Annotated in this window: 17 protein-coding genes and 1 riboswitch; of the genes, 12 read left to right on the top strand and 5 right to left on the bottom strand. The window is 58.5% G+C overall.

The genetic code is table 11. From position 1 onward, the window contains the following. Positions 1-24 precede the first annotated feature (24 nt). Positions 25-1,665 carry a heparinase II/III family protein gene (locus tag AC5SEO_RS18020; protein ID WP_076845212.1) on the top strand — a complete coding sequence of 547 codons (1,641 nt, stop codon included), beginning with the start codon at positions 25-27 and terminating at the stop codon, positions 1,663-1,665. A 153-nt stretch (positions 1,666-1,818) separates the two neighbouring features. After that, positions 1,819-3,435, top strand: coding sequence for a bifunctional phosphoribosylaminoimidazolecarboxamide formyltransferase/IMP cyclohydrolase (gene purH, locus AC5SEO_RS18015; RefSeq protein WP_174068694.1), 1,617 nt, complete (start codon positions 1,819-1,821; stop codon positions 3,433-3,435). 94 nt (positions 3,436-3,529) lie between these two features. Here the strand turns inward: purH and AC5SEO_RS18010 are convergent, their stop codons facing one another. Together AC5SEO_RS18010 and AC5SEO_RS18005 are read right to left on the bottom strand one after the other, a co-directional pair. Next, positions 3,530-5,062 carry a UxaA family hydrolase gene (locus AC5SEO_RS18010; protein ID WP_025594703.1) on the bottom strand — a complete coding sequence of 511 codons (1,533 nt, stop codon included), beginning with the start codon at positions 5,060-5,062 and terminating at the stop codon, positions 3,530-3,532. Between the two features lie 43 nt (positions 5,063-5,105). Further along, positions 5,106-5,798, bottom strand: coding sequence for a FadR/GntR family transcriptional regulator (locus AC5SEO_RS18005; RefSeq protein WP_013637003.1), 693 nt, complete (start codon positions 5,796-5,798; stop codon positions 5,106-5,108). Between the two features lie 254 nt (positions 5,799-6,052). On the opposite strand from AC5SEO_RS18005, the gene AC5SEO_RS18000 reads away from it, so the two are divergent. From AC5SEO_RS18000 to AC5SEO_RS17960, 9 genes are all read left to right on the top strand, one after another. Beyond that, entirely contained in the window at positions 6,053-7,618 is a 1,566-nt protein-coding gene (locus AC5SEO_RS18000) for a sugar ABC transporter ATP-binding protein (protein WP_013637002.1), read from the top strand. An 8-nt stretch (positions 7,619-7,626) separates the two neighbouring features. Beyond that, complete coding sequence (locus tag AC5SEO_RS17995; protein ID WP_003516396.1) at positions 7,627-8,649, top strand: ABC transporter permease; 1,023 nt, start codon at positions 7,627-7,629, stop codon at positions 8,647-8,649. A gap of 74 nt (positions 8,650-8,723) precedes the next feature. Further along, positions 8,724-9,665, top strand: a complete 942-nt coding sequence (locus AC5SEO_RS17990; RefSeq protein ID WP_003516397.1) for an ABC transporter substrate-binding protein — start codon at positions 8,724-8,726, stop codon at positions 9,663-9,665. 121 nt (positions 9,666-9,786) lie between these two features. Beyond that, entirely contained in the window at positions 9,787-10,800 is a 1,014-nt protein-coding gene (locus AC5SEO_RS17985; RefSeq protein WP_495363904.1) for an aldo/keto reductase, read from the top strand. A 4-nt stretch (positions 10,801-10,804) separates the two neighbouring features. Continuing rightward, positions 10,805-11,626, top strand: coding sequence for an amidohydrolase family protein (locus AC5SEO_RS17980; RefSeq protein WP_174050226.1), 822 nt, complete (start codon positions 10,805-10,807; stop codon positions 11,624-11,626). 3 nt (positions 11,627-11,629) lie between these two features. Next, positions 11,630-12,640, top strand: coding sequence for a zinc-binding alcohol dehydrogenase family protein (locus tag AC5SEO_RS17975; RefSeq protein WP_025594697.1), 1,011 nt, complete (start codon positions 11,630-11,632; stop codon positions 12,638-12,640). Continuing rightward, on the top strand, positions 12,637-13,770 hold the full coding sequence (locus tag AC5SEO_RS17970) for a mannitol dehydrogenase family protein (RefSeq protein ID WP_174068693.1): 1,134 nt from the start codon (positions 12,637-12,639) through the stop codon (positions 13,768-13,770). The genes AC5SEO_RS17975 and AC5SEO_RS17970 overlap by 4 nt, the downstream gene beginning before the upstream one ends. A gap of 11 nt (positions 13,771-13,781) precedes the next feature. Then, positions 13,782-14,111 (top strand): L-rhamnose mutarotase, encoded by a 330-nt coding sequence (locus tag AC5SEO_RS17965; RefSeq protein ID WP_003516404.1) that lies wholly within the window; start codon positions 13,782-13,784, stop codon positions 14,109-14,111. Between the two features lie 36 nt (positions 14,112-14,147). Further along, positions 14,148-15,425 carry an L-fuconate dehydratase gene (locus AC5SEO_RS17960; protein ID WP_003516405.1) on the top strand — a complete coding sequence of 426 codons (1,278 nt, stop codon included), beginning with the start codon at positions 14,148-14,150 and terminating at the stop codon, positions 15,423-15,425. On the opposite strand, the gene cobD is transcribed toward AC5SEO_RS17960, so the two are convergent. Then, entirely contained in the window at positions 15,407-16,453 is a 1,047-nt protein-coding gene (gene cobD / locus AC5SEO_RS17955; RefSeq protein WP_174068692.1) for a threonine-phosphate decarboxylase CobD, read from the bottom strand. The genes AC5SEO_RS17960 and cobD overlap by 19 nt on opposite strands. Here cobD and cbiB point away from each other — a divergent pair. Beyond that, positions 16,452-17,417 carry an adenosylcobinamide-phosphate synthase CbiB gene (gene cbiB, locus AC5SEO_RS17950; RefSeq protein ID WP_174068691.1) on the top strand — a complete coding sequence of 322 codons (966 nt, stop codon included), beginning with the start codon at positions 16,452-16,454 and terminating at the stop codon, positions 17,415-17,417. The genes cobD and cbiB overlap by 2 nt on opposite strands. Here the strand turns inward: cbiB and AC5SEO_RS17945 are convergent. After that, positions 17,404-18,861 carry a cobyric acid synthase gene (locus AC5SEO_RS17945; protein ID WP_174068690.1) on the bottom strand — a complete coding sequence of 486 codons (1,458 nt, stop codon included), beginning with the start codon at positions 18,859-18,861 and terminating at the stop codon, positions 17,404-17,406. The genes cbiB and AC5SEO_RS17945 overlap by 14 nt on opposite strands. Before the next feature lies 1 nt (position 18,862). Next, complete coding sequence (cobO, locus tag AC5SEO_RS17940) at positions 18,863-19,480, bottom strand: cob(I)yrinic acid a,c-diamide adenosyltransferase (RefSeq protein WP_035252400.1); 618 nt, start codon at positions 19,478-19,480, stop codon at positions 18,863-18,865. A gap of 127 nt (positions 19,481-19,607) precedes the next feature. Further along, a riboswitch (cobalamin riboswitch) is annotated at positions 19,608-19,823 on the top strand. The last annotated feature ends 94 nt before the right edge of the window (positions 19,824-19,917 follow it).

Genomic DNA, 19,917 nt, shown 5'->3' with positions numbered 1-19,917 from the left:
AATGCCGCCGGTCTTCTCTCGCGGATGGCGTATCGTCATCTGTGTGTGGGCCTTGCTCCTTTGCGCCTGCGCATATCCCGGTTTGCCAATCGCGTTCCCGATGGTCTGGTGGCGGCGCCGACTGATCTGAGGGCAATCGATCCGTATTTTGCCGAGGAATTGCTGCGGGGCCGGATTGCGCTCGCCGGCCGCGTCGTCGAAACCGGCGGTCTATCGCCATTTCAGGTGGACTATCCTTCGCTGGTTTTTGAAGAGCGGCTGCATGCATTTGGCTGGCTGCGGCATATCCGTTCCGATAGATCGAGTGAGGCAAGCAAGCGGGCGCGCCGTATCGTCGCCGAATGGATGACTATTCACGGCAAGCGGGTTGCGGGGATTGCCTGGTCTCCGGAGATCGCGGCACAGAGGCTGATTGCCTGGCTGTCCCATTCTCCCGTCGTTTTACATGAGGCCGATGCGGGTTTTTATCGTCGTTTCCTGAAAAGTCTTGCGTTTCACGTGCGTTATCTCGACAGGATCGTCAAACATGCGCCGGATGGCGAAGCGAGGCTGCGGATCAGGATTGCGCTGGCCGTCGCGTCCATCGCCATGCCGACCCGCCTTTCCCATATTACTCGGCACGGAATGAAGCTGGCGCAGGAAATGGAACGCCAGATTCTTCCAGATGGCGGGCATGTTTCCCGCAATCCGAGGGTCATGCTGGATTTGCTGCTCGATCTTTTGCCGCTTAGGCAAAGCTACATCAATCTCGGTCACGATCTGCCCTCGGGGCTGGTGCCGGCGATTGACAGGATGTTTCCGGCCATCCGGTTTTTCCGCCATCAGGGCGGCGATCTGGCGCTGTTCAATGGCGCCACCGCCACGCTTGCCAATGAACTTGTGTCGGTACTTCGTTACGATGAGACAGCCGGCCGGCCGTCCAAAATGCTGCCGGATGTCAATTATCATCGTCTTGCAACCGATGAGACGGTCATCATCGTCGATACTGGTCATCCAGGCTCCGCGGAGCTTTCGCGTAACGCCCATTCGGGCTGCCTGTCCTTTGAGATGTCCTGTGGCAAGAGCCGGTTCATCGTCAATTCGGGCTTCCCGAAAAACGCAGCACCCGAATATCAGCGAGCGAGCCGCTCGACGGCGGCCCATTCAACGGTCACGCTCGCCGACACGTCGTCTTGCAGACTTTCCCGCTCGAGACTGCTCGGGCCGATCATGGTTTCCGGTGTCAGTCAGGTGGAGAGCCGCCGCGGAACGGATGCAAATGGCAATGATGTCCTGTGGGCGTCGCATGACGGTTATTTGCAGAATTTCGGTTGCTATCACGATCGGGAAATTGAGCTGAATGTTGCCGGTACGAAGATAAAGGGCCGTGATCTGCTTCGGGCCGACGAGAATGTGGTGAAGGCGCAATTGCAATCCATATCGGCGGTATCGCGGTTCCATATCCACCCCCACATCCAGCTATACCAACAGGACGAGGAGTCGGTTTATCTTGAGGCAGCGGATGGAACCACCTGGCTGTTTTCGGCGCCGGGACTGGAGCTTTTCGTGACCGAGGATGTTTTTATGGCGGATGCATCCGGCATGCGGCCTTCGCAGCAGATCGAGTTGCCATTCAATCTGGCGAATACTCGGGAAATCCGCTGGATCATCGAACGCAAGGCGTAGAGGATTCCTGGCGAGTTTCAGGCAAAAACCGCCATAGTTTTCGCCGTTCCGCGTCCCCGCTGTTTATTAATATGGCAAGCTGTGTTAACGCGGCGGCAATTGCTGGATCAATCCCAGTCCAGCCTGTCCTCCCCGTTAAACGGAGTATGCCCGATGGCTGTCGTTTCCAAAAAAATCCCCGCTCCCGATAAAGTTAAAATCCGCACAGCCCTTCTTTCCGTTTCTGACAAGACGGACATTATCGAGCTGGCAACTGTCCTGTCCAAACTTGGCGTCAAGCTGCTGTCGACGGGTGGCACGGCAAAGGCCATCGCTGACGCGGGACTGCCGGTAACGGATGTTTCCGATGTGACCAATTTTCCGGAAATCATGGATGGTCGCGTCAAAACCCTTCATCCCAACGTGCATGGTGGACTTCTGGCTATCCGGGATGATGCTGATCACGTCGAGGCAATGAAGGCTCACGGTATCGAGGCGATCGATCTCTCCGTCATCAATCTCTATCCCTTCGAGGAAGTTCGCGCCAAGGGTGGCGACTACCCCACGACGGTCGAGAATATCGATATTGGCGGCCCGGCAATGATCCGCGCTTCGGCCAAGAACCACGCCTATGTCACTGTTGTCACCGATCCGTCCGACTACCCTGCGCTGGTGGAAGCCCTGCAGGCCGATGACGGTCAAACCTCCTACGCGCTGCGCCAGACCTTCGCCGCCAAGGCATATGCCCGCACTGCGGCTTACGATGCGGTGATTTCCAACTGGTTTGCTGAGGCGCTGGCTATCGAAACGCCGGATTACCGTGCCATCGGCGGTGCGCTGAAGGAAAAAATGCGTTACGGCGAGAACCCGCACCAGAGCGCCGGTTTTTACCTGACCGGCGAAAAGCGCCCCGGTGTTTCCACGGCGACGCTTCTTCAAGGCAAGCAGCTTTCCTATAACAACATCAATGATACGGATGCAGCCTACGAGCTGGTAGCAGAATTCCTGCCGGAGAATGCGCCGGCTGTAGCGATCATCAAACACGCCAACCCCTGTGGTATTGCGACGGGTCCAACACTTGCAGAAGCCTACCGGCGCGCGCTGGCATGCGATTCCGTTTCGGCCTTTGGCGGCGTCATCGCCTTGAACCGCACGCTCGATGCGGAAACGGCAGAAGAGATCGTCAAGCTCTTCACCGAAGTCATCATTGCACCCGATGTGACGGAAGAGGCAAAGTCCATTATCGCCCGCAAGCCCAATCTGCGACTGCTGGCAGCCGGTGGCCTGCCAGATCCGCGCGCGGCCGGCATTACGGCCAAGACGGTTTCCGGCGGTCTTCTGGTTCAGAGCCGTGACAACGGCATGGTGGAGGATCTGGAACTGAAGGTGGTCACCAAGCGTGTACCGACACCTCAGGAACTTGACGACATGAAGTTCGCCTTCAAGATTGCCAAGCACGTGAAGTCCAACGCGGTGATCTATGCCAAGGACGGCCAGACGGCAGGTATCGGCGCCGGACAGATGAGCCGGGTGGATTCCGCCCGTATCGCCGCCCAGAAGGCGGAAGATGCGGCCAAGGCACTCGGCCTTGCTGAGCCGCTGACGCGCGGCTCTGCTGTGGCTTCTGAAGCGTTTTATCCCTTCGCCGACGGTTTGCTTGCAGCCATTGCAGCAGGTGCCACCGCAGTCATTCAGCCCGGTGGTTCCATGCGCGACCAGGACGTGATCGATGCGGCCAATGAGCACAATGTGGCGATGGTCTTTACCGGCATGCGTCACTTCCGCCATTAAGCAGAAACGGCGCACAGAATTTAAAAGGCCCGGAAAGTGATTTCCGGGCCTTTTGTTTCACGTGGGACAGTCCGATGCACGTATTGGAAGCGGGTCAGGTAACCGCGCCCACCTGCCACGGCACAAATTCATTGTCGCCGTAGTCGTAAATCTCGCTGACGGTCTTGTCTCCCGAAGCGACTGCAAGAATGTGCTCGAAAATTCGTTTGCCGGATTCCTCGATGGTTTCCGCGCCGGTAACGATCTCGCCGCAGTTGAGGTCCATGTCTTCCTTCATGTGCTCGTACATTTCGGAATTGGTGGCGATCTTGATGCAGGGTGCCGGCTTGAATCCCGACACGGAGCCGCGGCCGGTGGTGAAACAGATGACGTTACAGCCGCCGGCGACCTGGCCGGTGACTGCAACAGGATCGTAACCGGGCGTATCCATGAAGACGAAGCCCTGCTCAGTAACGGTTTCCGCGAATTCGTAGACCGCCTTCAGTGGCATGGAGCCACCTTTGGCCACTGCACCCAGCGATTTTTCAAGAATGGTGGTTAGTCCACCAAGCTTGTTGCCGTGCGATGGGTTGTTGTTCAGCTCATCGCCGTTGCGAGCGGTATAATCCCGCCACCAGTCGATGCGCTGCAACAGCTTTTCGGCAACAGCAGGCGTGACGGCACGCTTCGTCAGCAGGTGTTCAGCGCCGTAAATCTCCGGCGTTTCGGCAAGAACCGTTGTACCGCCGTTGCGGACGATGAGATCTGATGCATATCCCAGGGCCGGGTTTGCCGATATTCCGGAGTAACCATCCGAACCGCCGCATTCCAGCGCGACCTTCAGTTTTGAAAGCGGCTGTTCAGTGCGCTGGGCAGCATTGACCATTGGCAGCATCGCCTTTATCTCGGCAATGGCGGCATCGATCGTTTTGCGTGTGCCGCCGTGCTGCTGGATCGTCATGGTGCGCAGCCGTTCGCCCTCCTCCATCTTGTAATGTTCGAGGATGGGGGCGATCTGGTTGGTCTCACAGCCGAGGCCGATCAGCAGAATACCGCCGAAATTCGGGTGGCGGGCATAACCCTGAATGGTGCGGATCAGAAGACGATAACCTTCCGATTTCGTATTGAGCGCGCAGCCGCCGCCATGGGTCAGTGCCACAACGCCGTCGACATTGTCGAACCCTTCAAGGCCGCCCTGCTTGTTGAAATAATCGGCGATGTAACGCGACACGGTGGCGGAACAGTTCACGGATGCGATGACGCCGATGTAGTTGCGTGTGCCAACGCCACCGAGACCCCGGTCAAAACCCTTGAAGGTCCGGCGCTCGCCCTCGGGCAGCATGCCTTTTTCCTCGATATCGACACTGAACTGATGCGTGTGTTCGGAAGGCACCATGGCGAGATTGTGCAGATGCACATGCCGGCCAGGCTCGATATCCTGTGTCGCGATGCCGATCACCTGTCCGTATTTCAGGACCTCGTCTCCGGATCTGATAAACGTCAGGGCCACCTTGTGGCCGCGTCCGATCAGCTCCCGGGCTGTCAGATCGCCTCTGCCCGTCGCACCACCGGCCGGTATCGACCGGCGTGCCACCGCGACATTGTCGTTGGCGTTCAGCAAAATGGTTGCCTCGGAATTCTCACTCACGGGTTTTTCTCCTCCCCGGTACATTGCCTGCTATGTTTTGAAGTCAGCCGTCTACCCAGCGTCTCTTGGAACCTTCCAGATGGGTATGCATGGCCGCCTGCGCCAGCAGCGGATCTTTCAACTCCAGGGCCGCCAAAATCGCCTCGTGCTCCTGAAGGGCGTGGGTCCAGGTATCGCGATCCTCAAATTTCACACGCAATTGTGCCGAAATCGGGCTGTGGCGCTCATCGAAGAGGTTTGCCACCAGCCGGGCCAGAACGCTGTTACCGGATTGTTCGGCAATGGTGACGTGGAAAAGCCGGTCCTGATCGAGAGGTTTGCGCGCGGCCTCTATTTCCTGCTGCATCGTGTTGAGAATCTGGCGAAGGTTTGCAATCGTTTCATCGGTCATGCGGCTCGCCGCCAGTACGATTGTCGCGCCTTCCAGCGCTGCGCGCGCCTGCATCAGTTCGGAAGGGCTGTCGCCCAAGGATTTGGTGTTGTGGGTTGTCTGAAGGGCCTCGGTGGACACATAGACACCGGAACCCATGCGGATTTCGACGGTGTTGTCGATTTCAAGCGCAATCAGTGCCTCGCGCAGTGATGGTCTCGAAACCCCGAGCTTCTGTGCCAGTTCCCGTTCGGCGGGAAGTCGTGTTCCAGGCAGAAACTCTCCCAGATCGATCAGCTCGCGTATCTGGTCCGCAATCTGCTGATAAAGCCTGCGTGGTTCCGCTATTTTGGCCTGACCATTCATGTGTTTTCTGACGAACCTTGTCTGTTATCTGAATTTGGCCTTACCGTAGCGCCAAGCGCATCAATACGCAAGAAATTACTTAAATACATGAATTTACAATGTTATTTCAATAAGTTTTTTGAGATGATTTTGCGTGTACCAGACGCGTGATTCAAATTTTGGGCTAATTGGCTTGACCATTTTAAAAAAGCGGCCTAACCATTTGGCTCATTATTGCCCCCGGTGGAGCGGGGAGCGCGGGTGGAGGTTTCTTGATGTCGCAGGGCGCATCGACAATTCGAGGCGATTTTTCGCCTGAGGAGACGGCGCGCGGCCTTGGTTCAGGCCTCCTGCGTCTCGAAAACATCAGCAAGGAATTTCCGGGCGTCAAAGCGTTGTCGAATGTGCATTTCGACTTGCGCAGCGGCGAGGTTCACGCTGTCTGCGGCGAAAACGGTGCCGGAAAATCCACCCTGATGAAAATCATCAGCGGCGTTTACCAGCCAAGCGACGGAACCATCCTGCACAAGGGCGTCAAAGTGCAATATGCATCGCCGCTGGAATCCGAAGCCGCCGGCATCGCCATCATCCATCAGGAACTCAACCTCGTTCCGCATCTTTCCGTTGCCGAGAACATCTATCTCGCCCGCGAGCCGCGCCGTGGTTTCCTCGTTGACCGCAAGAAGCTGCGGCTTGATGCAAAGCGCTGTCTCGATCGGCTGGGCGTCGATATCGACCCTGACCAGATTGTCCGCGGCCTCTCGGTCGCGCAATGTCAGATGGTCGAAATTGCCAAGGCGCTTTCCCTGGATGCTGAAGTCCTCATCATGGATGAGCCGACCTCCTCGCTGACCGAGCAGGAAACGCGGCTGTTGTTCAAGGTGATCCGCGATCTCAAGGCTTCTGGCGTCGGCATCGTCTATATTTCCCACCGGCTCGATGAAATGGCCGAAATCGTCGACCGCGTGACGGTTTTGCGGGACGGGCGTTATATTTCCACCGACGATTTTGCATCGATCACCGTTGACGATATCGTCACGCGCATGGTCGGGCGTTCGCTGGAGGAGAAGTTCCCGGAACGCACGTCGCGCCCTACGGATGATGTTATTTTCTCGGTGGAAGGGCTGACGCGCAAGGGTGTGTTCCACGATGTCGGTTTCTCGCTGCGGCGCGGTGAGATTCTCGGCTTTGCCGGACTGATGGGTGCGGGTCGCACGGAAGTCGCACGGGCGATTTTCGGTGCCGATCCTCTGGATGCTGGCAAGGTCGTTTTCAACGGGCGGGAGCTTTCCATCAGTTCCCCGCGAGATGCCATCGAAGAGGGTATCGCCTATCTGTCCGAAGACCGCAAAAGCGATGGTCTTGCGATCAAGATGTCGGTTGCGGCCAATACGACGCTTGCCAATATCGGCGAGGTCTCCAACCGCTTCGGGCTGATTGACTTCAAGAAGCACGACGATGTCGCCAGACGTTACGTCGATCTCCTGAACATCCGTACCCCTTCGATCGAACAGACGGTGCGGCTGCTTTCAGGTGGCAATCAGCAGAAAATCATCATTGGCAAATGGCTGTTCCGGCAGTCGCGCGTGCTGTTTTTCGACGAGCCGACGCGCGGCATCGATGTCGGCGCAAAATTCGCGATCTACAAGATCATGGACGAGCTGGCTGCACAGGGCATCGGCGTCATTCTCATCAGTTCGGAACTGCCGGAAATTCTGGGACTGACGGATCGTATCGCCGTTTTCCACCAGGGCCGGATCACGGGCGTGCTTGAGACCGCCAAGACCAATCAGGAAGAAATCATGCGGTACGCGTCCGGTTACGGCCGGGCCGCGCAGTGAGGAACGACATGGCTAATATTGCAGAACCCAAGAAGAGCTTCGCTTTCAGCGACCGCCAGAAGGACATCATCCAGAAGTTTGCGGCTCTTGGCAGTCTCGTTGTGCTGGTTATGGTGTTTTCCGCCACCAGCAGCGCCTTCTTCTCCGTCAACAATGCCATGACCATTGCGCTTCAGGTGACCTCCATAGCCCTTCTCGGCATTGGTGCGACCTGCGTCATCATCACCGGCGGCATCGATCTTTCCGTTGGTTCGGTGCTTGCTCTGGCCGGTGTCGTTGCCGCGCTTGCGGTGAAGGAGTTGGGTATGCCGGTGCCGGTCGGCATGCTGCTTGGCATTCTGACGGGGTCGCTTTGCGGTCTCATCAATGGCCTCATGGTCACGCGCTTCAAGCTGCCACCGTTTATCGCCACGCTCGGCATGATGTTGATCGCCCGTGGCGTGGCACTGCAGATCACCGGCGCGCGAGCGGTTTCCGGCCTCGGCGAATCCTTCGGTGAACTCGGCAACGGCGCCCTCTTCCGCATCGTCAATATTGGGGATGACGGTTTTCCGAACGTAGTGTTTCCGGGCATTCCCTACCCCGTCATCCTCATGGTGGTTATTGCGCTGGCTGTTTCCTTCATGCTCAACCGCTCCATCCTTGGCCGTCACATCTATGCCGTCGGTTCGAATGCGGATGCTGCGCGTCTGTCCGGCGTAAACGTCGCACGTGTCACCAATTTCACCTACATCCTGTCCGGTACGCTCGCCGGGTTGACCGGTTGCGTGCTGATGTCGCGCCTCGTCACAGCCCAGCCAAATGAGGGCGTGATGTATGAGCTGGACGCCATTGCCAGCGCCGTTATCGGCGGCACATCGCTCATCGGCGGCGTGGGCACGATTTCAGGCACGGCAATCGGTGCCTTCGTCATCGGCATCCTGCGCAACGGTCTCAATATGAATGGCGTGTCCGCCTTCACGCAACAGATCATCATCGGTCTTGTCATTCTGGTCACCGTCTGGATCGACCAGCTGCGCAACCGCCGCTGATACAGGGCTGCGGACCCTATCCGCAAACAAGATCGGCACGGGAGGCCCGGTATGCCGACATCACGGAGGAAGAAATGAACAAGCTTACGACCGCCCTTCTGACATCCGCAATCGCGCTGTGGAGCGTCTCCACCGTGCAGGCCGGCGAAATCGCCGTCATCGTCAAGACCGTCAATTCCACCTTCTGGCAGAACGTTCAGAAGGGCGCCGATGCGGCGATGAAGGACTCTGCCGGCAACACCATGACCTTCCAGGGTCCGGCTTCTGAATCGGCCATCGCCGATCAGGTCAACATGGTTGAAAACGCTGTAAACCGTAAGGTTTCGGGTATCGTTCTTGCTCCTTCCGATCCTGATGCGCTGGTTCCGGCTGTCAAGAAAGCCTGGGAAGCCCGCATTCCCGTGGTTCTGATCGACTCGCAGCTCGCCAAGGGTTCCGAGCAATATTATCAGTCCTTCCTGGCGACCGATAACAAGAAAGCCGGCGAACTGGCTGCTCAGGCGCTGATCGACAAGGTTGGCAAGGAAGGCAAGATCGCCGTGATGTCCTACGTCGCCGGTGCCGGTTCGGAAATCGGACGCGTTGGCGGTTTCACCGACTATATCCAGATGCATTCCAACCTTAAGATCGTAGGTCCGTTCTATTCGCAGTCGCAGATGGCGACGGCGCTGAACCAGACAACCGACGTTCTGGCCGCCAATTCCGATCTCAAGGGCATCTTCGGCGCCAACGAACCCACCGCAATCGGCGTAGGCCGCGCGCTCGCCCAGGCCGGTAAGGCAGGCAAGGTTGTCGGCATCGGCTTTGACGGTAACCAGGACCTTCAGGGCTTCGTCAAGGACGGCACGCTGGCCGGCATCGTCGTTCAGGGTTCGTATCAGATGGGCGAAAAGGGCATCCAGACCGTTTCCAAGCTCATCAGCAAAGAAAAGGTCGAAAAGTTCGTCGACACCGGCGTTGTTGTTGTCACCAAGGACAATATCGAGAAGCCGGAAGCCAAGAACGTTCTTTATTAACGCATGACGGCGCGCCGCTCTTTGAGCGGCGCGCATCACAAATTTCAGAAGCGGGATTTCAGTCAATACCGCATACGGTTTTCAACATCCGCTCTACCGAAAAATTCAGGAAGCCCTTGCGATGAAAGTCTCCGATACACGTAAATTGCCGCGCCGTGCCGTTGAAGTCACGGTCATGGGCCTTGGTTGCGCCCAGATGGGTAATCTCTACCGCGTTACGCCCTACGAGGAATCCAAAGGTGCGTTCGACAAGGCATGGGAAAGCGGCATTCGCTATTTCGATACCGCACCTTTTTACGGTTACACGCGTTCGGAGCGTCGCCTTGGAACCATGGTGACGGAGCATGACCGAAGCGAATACACCCTCTCCACGAAGGTCGGTCGCGTCATGGTTCCCGATGAAACTGTGGGCCCGGAAGAGGACGCCTATATTGCGCCGCTGCCTTTCCGCCCGGTCTATGATTATTCCTATGACGGTATTCTGCGCTCCTTCGAAGCGAGCCAGCAGCGGCTCGGCGTTCTGAAGCCGGATATTCTCTATGTGCACGATATCGGCTCTTTCACGCATGGCGAAAAGCACCAGCACTACTGGGAGCAGCTGACCACTGGCGGCGGCTTCCGGGCACTCGGCAAGCTGCGCGAGGAAGGGTCGACGGGTGCTATCGGCCTCGGCGTCAACGAGTGGGAAATCGTCGGCGACGCCATGGATGTTTTCGACATCGACGTTGCCATGCTTGCCGGCCGTTATACGCTTCTGGAGCAGCAGAGCCTTGCCTTCATGAACCGCTGCGCGGAAACCGGCGTTGCGATCGTGGTCGCCGGTGCTTTCAATTCAGGCATTCTGGCAGGCAACCGCAAATTCAACTATGCCGATGCGCCTGCCGACACTATCACGCGGGTGGATGCGCTTCAGGGCGTTTGTGACGACGTTGGTGTTTCGTTGCAGGCGGCTGCGCTACAGTTTCCGCTCGGGCATCCGGCTTCGGTCACGGTCGTATCCGGCGCGCGCAATGCGCAGCAACTTGCCGCAAACATCGAATGGTTCGAACAGGTTGTTCCGGACGAATTCTGGTCGGAGCTGCAAAAGCGTGGCCTGATTTCCGAAGGCGCACCCGTGCCCGGCACAAAGGCATGAAGCGATGATCATCGATGCCCACCAGCATTTCTGGCTGATGAAGGATCGTGCCGGGCAATGGCCGCCACCGTCTCTGGCTGCCATCTACCGTGATTTTCTTCCGCAGGATCTGTTTCCTCTGCTGGCAAAGGCCGGAGTTTCCGGAACGGTGCTGGTGCAGACGATGGAAAGTACGGCCGATACGGATTTCATGCTCGATCTGGCTGGCAGCACCGATTTCATCAAGGGCGTGGTCGGCTGGGTGGACATGAAGTCCGCGGATGCTGTGGCGGAAATCTCCCGGCGGGCAAAACATCCTGCCTTCAAGGGCGTACGGCCGATGCTGCAAGGCATGGATGATGTGACCTGGATCGACGATCCCGCGCTCGATGCCGCCGTGGATGCGCTGGTGAAACATGCACTGGTGTTCGATGCGCTGGTCCTGCCGCCGCATCTGTCGCATCTTCTCGCTTTCGCGCGCCGCCATCCGCAATTGCCTGTTGTCATCGATCACGGGGCGAAGCCGCTTATCGCCACGGGCCAATATGGGGACTGGCGCAGGGACATGGCAGCTTTGGCGGCCCTTCCCAACCTCCATTGCAAGCTGTCCGGCCTGTTGACCGAGCGTGGCGAGCAGAGACCGGAAGCCGTCAGGCCCTATGCCGAAACCATTCTGGAACTGTTCGGCGGCGAACGCGTGATCTTCGGCAGCGACTGGCCGGTATTGCGGCTGGCTGGCGACTATCAGGAATGGCTGGACTTCTGCCGCGAAATCGTGCCTGAGCACGACCATGCGGCCGTCTTTGGCGGCAACGCCGTTCGTTTTTATTCCCTTCCCAACAGGTGATGCATGCTGGCGATTTTCTGCGAGACCCCCGGTCAACTTGTCCCCAAGGAACTACCAAAGCCGGCCCGTGGCGAAGGTGAAGTGCTGGTGCGTATTCGTCGCATTGGTGTCTGCGGCACGGACCTGCATATTTTCACCGGTAATCAGCCTTATCTTTCCTATCCGCGCATCATGGGCCACGAGCTTTCCGGCACGGTGGAAGAGGCGCCGGAAGGCAGCCATCTTTCGGCGGGCGATGTCGTTACCGTCATACCCTATATTTCCTGTGGTGAGTGCAGCGCCTGCCGCAAAGGAAAGAGCAATTGCTGCCGCAACATCGGTGTGCTTGGCGTTCATCGCGATGGCGGCATGGTCGAATATCTGAGCGTTCCGCAGCAATTCGTGCTGAAGGCGGAGGGCTTGAGCCTCGATCAGGCGGCAATGACCGAATTTCTGGCGATTGGCGCGCATGCCGTGCGTCGTGGGTCGGTGGAAAAGGGTCAGAAGGTCCTGATCGTCGGTGCCGGTCCGATCGGCATGGCGGTTGCGGTTTTCGCCGTTCTCGATGGCGGTGAGGTGACGATGATTGACGGGCGCACCGACCGGCTGGATTTCTGCAAGGACCATCTCGGCGTTGCCCATACGGTGACGCTTGGCGAGGGCGACAAGGATCGCCTGTCGGATATCACCGGCGGCGATTTCTTCGATGCCGTTTTTGATGCGACCGGTAATCCTAAAGCCATGGAGCGTGGCTTTTCCTTCGTCGGCCACGGTGGTTCCTATGTGCTGGTTTCCATCGTTGCCAGCGATATCTCCTTCAACGATCCGGAGTTTCACAAGCGCGAAACCACGCTGCTCGGCAGCCGCAACGCCACGCCGGAGGATTTCGAGCGGGTGTTGCAGGCGCTGCGGGAAGGCAAGGTACCGGAGGCACTCATTACTCACCGCATGACACTTGCCGATGTGCCTTCCAAATTCGCCGGGCTGACCGATCCGAAAGCCGGAGTCATCAAGGGCATGGTGGAGGTCGCATGACGACCGACACACCCATCCTGCAATTCGGTACCAGCCGCTTTCTTCTGGCGCATGCGGATTTGTTCATTTCGCAGGCGCTGGAAAAAGGCGAGGCGCTCGGGCGCATCACAATCGTTCAGACGACCGGCAATGCGGAGAGCCTGAAGCGTGTGGTAGCATTGAACGATGGCACGCCCTATCCGGTGCGCATTCGCGGCATTCGCGACGGGCAAGAGGTGGATGAGGAAATTCCAGGTAAGGCTGTCGCGCGCGCGCTGACGGCGGCGGCCGACTGGGCCGAGGTGCGGCGCATCGCCTGCGGGGCAGGGGTCATTCTGTCCAATACGGGTGACCGCGGTTATGAGCTGGATTCGTTCGACGGGCCGGGTCTTGCCGACGACTTCACGCTTGTACCAAAGAGTTTTCCTGCAAAGCTCTGCCTGTTGCTGCTGGAACGTTTTCAGACCAATCCGGAAGCCCCTGTATCGATCTTTCCTTGCGAGCTTGTTCCGCGCAACGGCGACCGGTTGAAAGAGGTTGTTCGCCAGCTTGCCGACGAATGGCAGCTGCCGGCGGGTTTCGGCTTCTACCTGAATGAGAAATGCCGTTTTGCCAACAGCCTTGTAGACCGCATCGTTTCCGAGCCGATCGATCCGGTTGGCGCAGTTGCCGAGCCCTATGCGCTTTGGGCAATCGAGAAGCAGGAGGGCCTTGTTCTGCCCTGCACCCACCCTGCGGTGGTGCTGACTGATGATCTCGACCGCTATGAAAAGCTGAAGCTGTTCCTGCTCAATCTTGGCCATTCCTATCTGGCGGAGCGATGGTTGCGGGATGCCCGTGCGAAAAACGAGACCGTGCGGCAGGCAATGGCCGACGATGCGCTTTCGGGAGATCTGGAAACGCTCTGGCGGGACGAGGTTCTGCCGGTCTTTGTCGCAGAAGGCATGGGGGAAGAAGCGCAAGCCTATATCCGTGCGGTGCGGGAGCGTTTCCTGAACCCCTTTCTCGCCCACCGGCTCGCGGACATTTCAGGCAATCACGATGAAAAGAAACGCCGTCGTTTTGTCCCGGTCATCGCTGCGGCGGAACGTCTGGGGTTAAACGTGCCGCAGCAGAAACTGCGTGCGGCGCTCGCCACCATCAAGCAATAACGGAGTTTTGTATGCAGCGCATGGGAATGGTCATCGGCGTCAAACCGGACATGATTGCGGAATATAGAAGGCTCCACGCCGCCGTCTGGCCCGAAATTCTGGCGCTCATCAGCGATTGCAACATCCGCAACTACACGATCTTCCTGCGCGAACCGGAAAATCTGCTGTTCGGATATTGGGAATATCACGGCACCGATTTCAGCGCCGATATGGCGAAGATGGCGGCAAGCCCAAAGAACCAGGAATGGTGGTCTTTCACCATTCCCTGCCAGCAACCACTCGAAAGCCGCAAGGAGGGCGAGTGGTGGGCAATGATGGAAGAAACCTTCCACCACGACTGAACGATTTCCTTTGACACTGACCGCGAGTGAACGGCCATGACCAAAATTACTGATCTGCGAGTTTTCGACCTGCGTTTTCCGACCTCCCAGAGCCTTGATGGTTCGGATGCGATGAACCCCGACCCGGATTATTCGGCGGCTTACGTCATTCTCGACACCGACGAACCGGAACTGAAAGGCCACGGGCTGACCTTCACCATTGGCCGCGGTAATGAGATTTGCTGCATGGCCATCAAGGCGATGCGCCATCTGGTGGTCGGAACCGATCTGGCGACGGTCACCGAGAACCCCGGCAAATACTGGCGCCACCTGACTGGTGATAGCCAGCTGCGCTGGATCGGCCCGGACAAGGGCGCGATGCATCTCGCCACCGGCGCTGTCGTAAATGCTGTCTGGGATTTGCTGGCCAAAAAGGCGGGTAAGCCGGTCTGGCAGCTTGTTGCCGATATGAGCCCTGAAGAAATCGCCGATATCGTCGATTACCGTTATCTAACTGACGTGCTGACGAAGGACGATGCGCTTGCGATCCTCAAAAAAGCCGAAAGCGGCAAAAAGGAACGTATCGAGACGCTGAAGAACGAAGGCTACGCCTGCTACACCACATCAGCCGGCTGGCTCGGTTATGACGACGCCAAGCTGCGCCGTCTTTGCCAGGAAGCGATCGATGCCGGTTTCAACCATGTAAAGATGAAGGTTGGCCGTGATCTCGAAGACGATATCCGCCGCCTCACCATCGCCCGCGAGGTGATCGGCCCCGACCGTTATCTGATGATCGACGCCAACCAGGTGTGGGAAGTGGATCAGGCGATTGAATGGGTCAAGCAACTTGCCTTCGCCAAGCCCTTCTTCATTGAAGAGCCGACCAGCCCGGACGATGTCGCCGGCCATCGCAAGATCCGTGCAGCCATCGGCTCCGTGAAGGTGGCAACCGGCGAAATGTGCCAGAACCGTATCATGTTCAAGCAGTTCATCGCCGAAGGTGCAATCGACGTCGTGCAGATCGACAGCTGCCGCATGGGAGGTCTCAACGAGGTGCTGGCGGTTTTGTTGATTGCTGCCAAATACAATTTGCCGGTCTGGCCGCATGCCGGTGGCGTCGGCCTTTGCGAATATGTGCAGCATCTGTCGATGATCGACTATCTCGTGGTTTCCGGCACCAAGGAAGGCCGCGTGATCGAATATGTCGACCATCTGCACGAGCATTTCATCGAACCCTGCGATATTCGCAATGCCGCGTACATGCCGCCGAAGCTGCCCGGTTTCTCCATCGAAATGAAGCCGGATTCTATTGCGACCTACACGTTCAAGGGATGATTGAAGGATAACAGCGCTTCCGTGAGGCGCTGCCACTCCGCTTCGCTGCCGGGAAGGCCGAAACGCATGTCGTTCGGCCTTTCATCAAAAATGCGCACCAGAATGCCGTGCAGGCCAAGGTGATCGAACAGTTCTTTAGCCCGGTGGTCCCGCACCAGGGTAAACAGGGACGTACCGCCGGCAATCTTCAGGCCCGCTTTTTCCAGCAATTCACTCATACGCTGTGCTTCTGCCGCAAGCCGGAGGCGCATGGATGATTGCCATTCCCTGTCCGCCAAAGCCTGCATCGCGATGTTGAGCGCCGGCCCGGATACTGCCCAGGGGCCAAGCCTTGCCTCCAGTTCCGCAGCGATGTCGGGATGCGCAAGCGCAAAACCGAGCCGGACCCCTGCCATGCCATAGAACTTGCCGAAGGATCGCAGTACCACCAGCGCGTCGCGCCCTGCGGCATTCGCAAGACTTTCCGTATGTCCTGTCTCGATAAAGGCCTCGTCTACGACGAGCAGGCCGCCTTTGCGGCGCATCGCCTCGGCCAGCGACAACAAAGCTTCTCGATCCGTGACGCGACCATCGGGGTTGTTGGGATTGACCACCACCGCATAGTCGTAAGCTGACAGACCACTGATATGGTCTACCTCGGTCACTGTCAGTCCGGCCATGCGCGCGGTGCGGGCATGTTCGGCATAAGCGGGTGAGAGCACGGCTCCGCTTTTCGCTCCTCGTTCGAGTGCCAGGTGAGCCAGCAATGGCATCAGCATCTGGGTGCCGGGGGACAGAACCACATGCCCGGCTGATGGTGCGCCGAAAGAGGCGACGGCCAACCTTTTCAATTCTTCGGCCGCGTCAGGCTCCGGCAGGCGGGCAAATGCGCTGGCGGGAACGGGAGAATGCGGGTAGGAGTGCGGATTGATCCCGGTCGACAGGTCGATCCACGGTTCCGGCGCTTCAGGAAACATCAGACGCGCCTTGCCGAGATTGCCGCCGTGACGGATCGTAGCCTGCGCCTTTTCCGGTACCTTATCGCCCATGTTCTTCGCTCTCGCTTTTCTGTCGCTCTTGATCGAACGCCTGACTGGATATCCGGACTGGCTGTTCAAACGCATCGGTCATCCCGTCACCTGGATCGGTTCGCTTATCGCGCTGCTGGACAAAAAATGGAACCGGGAGAGTGCTTCATTTTCGCAGCGCAAGGCGGCAGGCGTCGCGGCGCTCTCCGTTTTTCTGGCGCTGACGGTGCTTGTTGCATGGTTAGTGCAATCGGTTCTGCTTTTATTGCCCCTTGGTCTGTTGCTTGTTGCGGTGCTTGGGGCGTCACTTCCGGCCCAAAAAAGTCTGGAACAGCATGTGGAGGCCGTCGCCATTGCGCTGGAACGCGAGGGGATTGACGGCGGGCGCAAAGCTGTCTCCATGATCGTCGGGCGCGATCCGCAGGCGCTGGATGAGGCGGCAATCTGCCGGGCGGCGATTGAAAGCCTGGCTGAAAATTTCTCTGACGGCATTGTCGCCCCTTCCCTCTGGCTTGGTCTTCTGGGGCTGCCAGGCGGTGCGGGTTATAAGGCAATCAACACGGCCGACAGCATGATCGGTCATCGCTCGCCACGCCATGAGGCCTTTGGTTGGGCGTCGGCCCGGCTGGACGATCTGGTCAATTTGCCGGCATCGAGACTGAGCGGCGGTCTTTTCGTGGTCGCCGCGTTTTTCGTGAAGGGTGCATCACCGAAAGGGGCAATTGCCGCGATACGCCGCGATGCGCGGCATCACCGATCTCCCAATGCCGGCTGGCCGGAGGCGGCATTGGCCGGGGCACTGGGCTTTGCGCTGGCCGGGCCGCGCTCCTATGGCGGGCAGATGATCGAGGCTCGTTTCATGGGCGAAGGCGGAAGAGCGACACTGGTTGCTGGCGATATTCGCACAGCGCTCAGGCTGGCGAGGATCGCAGACTTCCTGCTGATCGGGCTGTTCGGATTGCTGGCAATCCTTATCGCGCTATAGAAAGCAGTCTGTCGAGATCGAGGTGGTTCTCCATATGGGCCGCCAGGCGATCAAGAACGGCATCCACCTGCGCATCATAGTTCAGTTGCGTGCTCTGCCCACCAAGGCGCTCAAGCCACGCCCCGCGCTGGCGGTCATCCGCAAACAGGCCGTGGATATAGGTGCCTAAGATGCGGCCATCGGGCGAAATTGCGCCATCGGCATGTCCGTCAATGGTCGAAAATGGCAGGTTGCCCGCGGCACCCGTTGTTTCGCCAACATGCATTTCATAGCCGGATAAGGGAATTCCGTCGAAACTCTGTCCCTGGACGGAAACGAGCCTCTTGTCGCCGGTCAAAACCGTCGTCACATCCAGCAGGCCCAACCCACCGACCGTCATTGGTGGTCCTTCGATGCCGTCAGGGTCGGCAACGGTTTTTCCAAGCATCTGGTATCCGCCGCAGAGACCGAGAACATAACCGCCGCGGCGCACATGTGCCTTGATGTCGATGTCGAGGCCTGCATTTTTCAGCACGGTCAGATCAGCTATGGTGGATTTCGAACCGCAGAGCAGAACCAGCCGGCAATCGGCGGGAATGGTCTCGCCCGGCCGCACTCGGATCAGTTCCACATCCGGCTCCATGTCGAGCGGATCCAGATCGTCGAAATTGGAGATATGCGGCAGGATCGGCACGGCAATGCGGATTTTCGCGCCGGGCTTTTGTTGCGCCGGGCCGGTAAGCCCAAGGGCGTCCTCCGCCGGCAATTTCGCAGCATCGGAAAAATGCGGCAATAGCCCGATGGACGCCCAGCCGGTCTTTTCCGCGATCATCCGCATGCCGTCTGAAAACAGCGTAGGGTCACCGCGAAAGCGGTTCACGATGAAGCCCTCTATCATCGCGGCATCATCGCGTTCGAGAACGGTTTTTGTGCCCACGAGGCTGGCGATGACCCCGCCCCGGTCGATATCGCCGATCAGAATCACGGGAGCATCTGCGGCGCGGGCAAAACCCATATTGGCGATGTCGTTGGCGCGGAGGTTGATTTCGGAAGCACTTCCCGCCCCTTCCACCAGCACCAGATCGGCCTGTTGTTTCAGGTGCTCGAAGCTCTCCAGCACACGCGGCATCAGCCCGGCTTTCATGTGCTGATAATCGGCAGCCTTGGCATTGCCGACAATTTTACCCTGTACGACGACCTGTGCGCCGGTTTCGCTCTGCGGCTTTAAAAGCACCGGGTTCATGTGAACCGACAGCGGAACGCCTGCTGCCCGCGCCTGCAGCGCCTGCGCGCGACCGATCTCGCCGCCATCGGCAGTGACCGCCGCATTGTTCGACATGTTCTGCGGCTTGAACGGCATGACGGACAGGCCACGCCTGACGAAGGCGCGGGCAAGGCCAGCCACCATCAGCGATTTGCCGACATCCGAGCCGGTTCCCTGAAACATCAGCACACGTGCAGTCATGTCAGTATTCTATCCCGGCCTGCGCCTTTACGCCCGCCTTGAAGTGATGTTTGACGAGGGTCATTTCCGTCACCATGTCGGCAGCGTCGATCAACGGTTGTTTGGCGTTGCGGCCGGTAACGATGACATGCAGATCGGATCTACGGTTGGAAAGCGTTTCGACGACCTCTTCCAGCGGCAGGTAATCATAGCGGAGCGCAATGTTCAGTTCGTCGAGAACCAGCAATCCGATCGTCTCGTCGGCCATCAGTGCTTTCGCTTCCTCCCAGGCCTTTGTAGCTGCCGCGACATCGCGCTTCAGGTCCTGCGTGTCCCAGGTAAACCCCTCGCCCATAGTGCGCCATTCCACCCTGTCGCCGAACAAAGTCAGGGCCTGCTGTTCACCCGTCGACCATGCGCCCTTGATGAATTGCACGACGCCGACCCGCCGCCCTGTGCCGAGCATGCGCAGGGCAAGGCCGAAAGCGGCCGTGGATTTGCCTTTGCCAGGGCCGGTATTGATCATCAGCAGACCTTTTTCGATGGTCTTTTCCGCGACTTCGGCATCCTGAACCGTCTTGCGGTTGACCATTTTCTGCCGGTGGCGTTCGGCTTCGCTGTCGCTGATATCGCGTGTCATCGCGTTTTCCTTCTCGTCCAGCGGCGCGGGACCGTATGCCCCCGCCATTCGGAGCGGCGACTATACTCAATTTGCCGCACCCGGCAATCGACAAGCCGGCAGCATTGACCGTCACGCCCGTTCAGCCTAAGGGTAAGGCACTGACGGTCTTTTCCCGGCAACGGGAAAAGCTAAGAGGGAACACGGTTCCACCCCATAACGGGGTCATTCCGTGGCTGCCCCCGCAACTGTAAGCGGTAAGCCCGCACTATGAAGCCACTGGACCATAAAATTGGCCCGGGAAGGTGGTGCAGGGTGTTTTAAAGCCGCAAGCCAGGAGACCTGCCGTTTCAGGAAAAAACGTCTCCCGGGCGGGGTGCTCCGGTCAGCCGGTCGAATTGATTTGCAGCCGCGCTTTTCAGTGCGCTGTTTTCGACATCCGCACCCCGATGAGTTTA

This window comes from Agrobacterium sp. K11, assembly GCF_059429395.1.
Note: the sequence above shows the minus strand (reverse complement) of the source record. Positions and strands in the feature narration are given on the sequence as shown.

Bases quoted from the DNA above. Each gene is read 5' to 3' on its own strand.
- purH (WP_174068694.1), top strand. From the start codon at position 1,819: ATGGCTGTCGTTTCCAAAAAAATCCCCGCTCCCGATAAAGTTAAAATC.
- AC5SEO_RS17980 (WP_174050226.1), top strand. From the start codon at position 10,805: ATGATCATCGATGCCCACCAGCATTTCTGGCTGATGAAGGATCGTGCC.
- cbiB (WP_174068691.1), top strand. From the start codon at position 16,452: ATGTTCTTCGCTCTCGCTTTTCTGTCGCTCTTGATCGAACGCCTGACT.
- AC5SEO_RS18020 (WP_076845212.1), top strand. From the start codon at position 25: ATGGCGTATCGTCATCTGTGTGTGGGCCTTGCTCCTTTGCGCCTGCGC.
- cobO (WP_035252400.1), bottom strand. From the start codon at position 19,480: ATGACACGCGATATCAGCGACAGCGAAGCCGAACGCCACCGGCAGAAA.
- AC5SEO_RS17945 (WP_174068690.1), bottom strand. From the start codon at position 18,861: ATGACTGCACGTGTGCTGATGTTTCAGGGAACCGGCTCGGATGTCGGC.
- cobD (WP_174068692.1), bottom strand. From the start codon at position 16,453: ATGGGCGATAAGGTACCGGAAAAGGCGCAGGCTACGATCCGTCACGGC.
- AC5SEO_RS18000 (WP_013637002.1), top strand. From the start codon at position 6,053: ATGTCGCAGGGCGCATCGACAATTCGAGGCGATTTTTCGCCTGAGGAG.
- AC5SEO_RS17960 (WP_003516405.1), top strand. From the start codon at position 14,148: ATGACCAAAATTACTGATCTGCGAGTTTTCGACCTGCGTTTTCCGACC.
- AC5SEO_RS17985 (WP_495363904.1), top strand. From the start codon at position 9,787: ATGAAAGTCTCCGATACACGTAAATTGCCGCGCCGTGCCGTTGAAGTC.
- AC5SEO_RS17970 (WP_174068693.1), top strand. From the start codon at position 12,637: ATGACGACCGACACACCCATCCTGCAATTCGGTACCAGCCGCTTTCTT.
- AC5SEO_RS17965 (WP_003516404.1), top strand. From the start codon at position 13,782: ATGCAGCGCATGGGAATGGTCATCGGCGTCAAACCGGACATGATTGCG.
- AC5SEO_RS18005 (WP_013637003.1), bottom strand. From the start codon at position 5,798: ATGAATGGTCAGGCCAAAATAGCGGAACCACGCAGGCTTTATCAGCAG.
- AC5SEO_RS17975 (WP_025594697.1), top strand. From the start codon at position 11,630: ATGCTGGCGATTTTCTGCGAGACCCCCGGTCAACTTGTCCCCAAGGAA.
- AC5SEO_RS17995 (WP_003516396.1), top strand. From the start codon at position 7,627: ATGGCTAATATTGCAGAACCCAAGAAGAGCTTCGCTTTCAGCGACCGC.
- AC5SEO_RS17990 (WP_003516397.1), top strand. From the start codon at position 8,724: ATGAACAAGCTTACGACCGCCCTTCTGACATCCGCAATCGCGCTGTGG.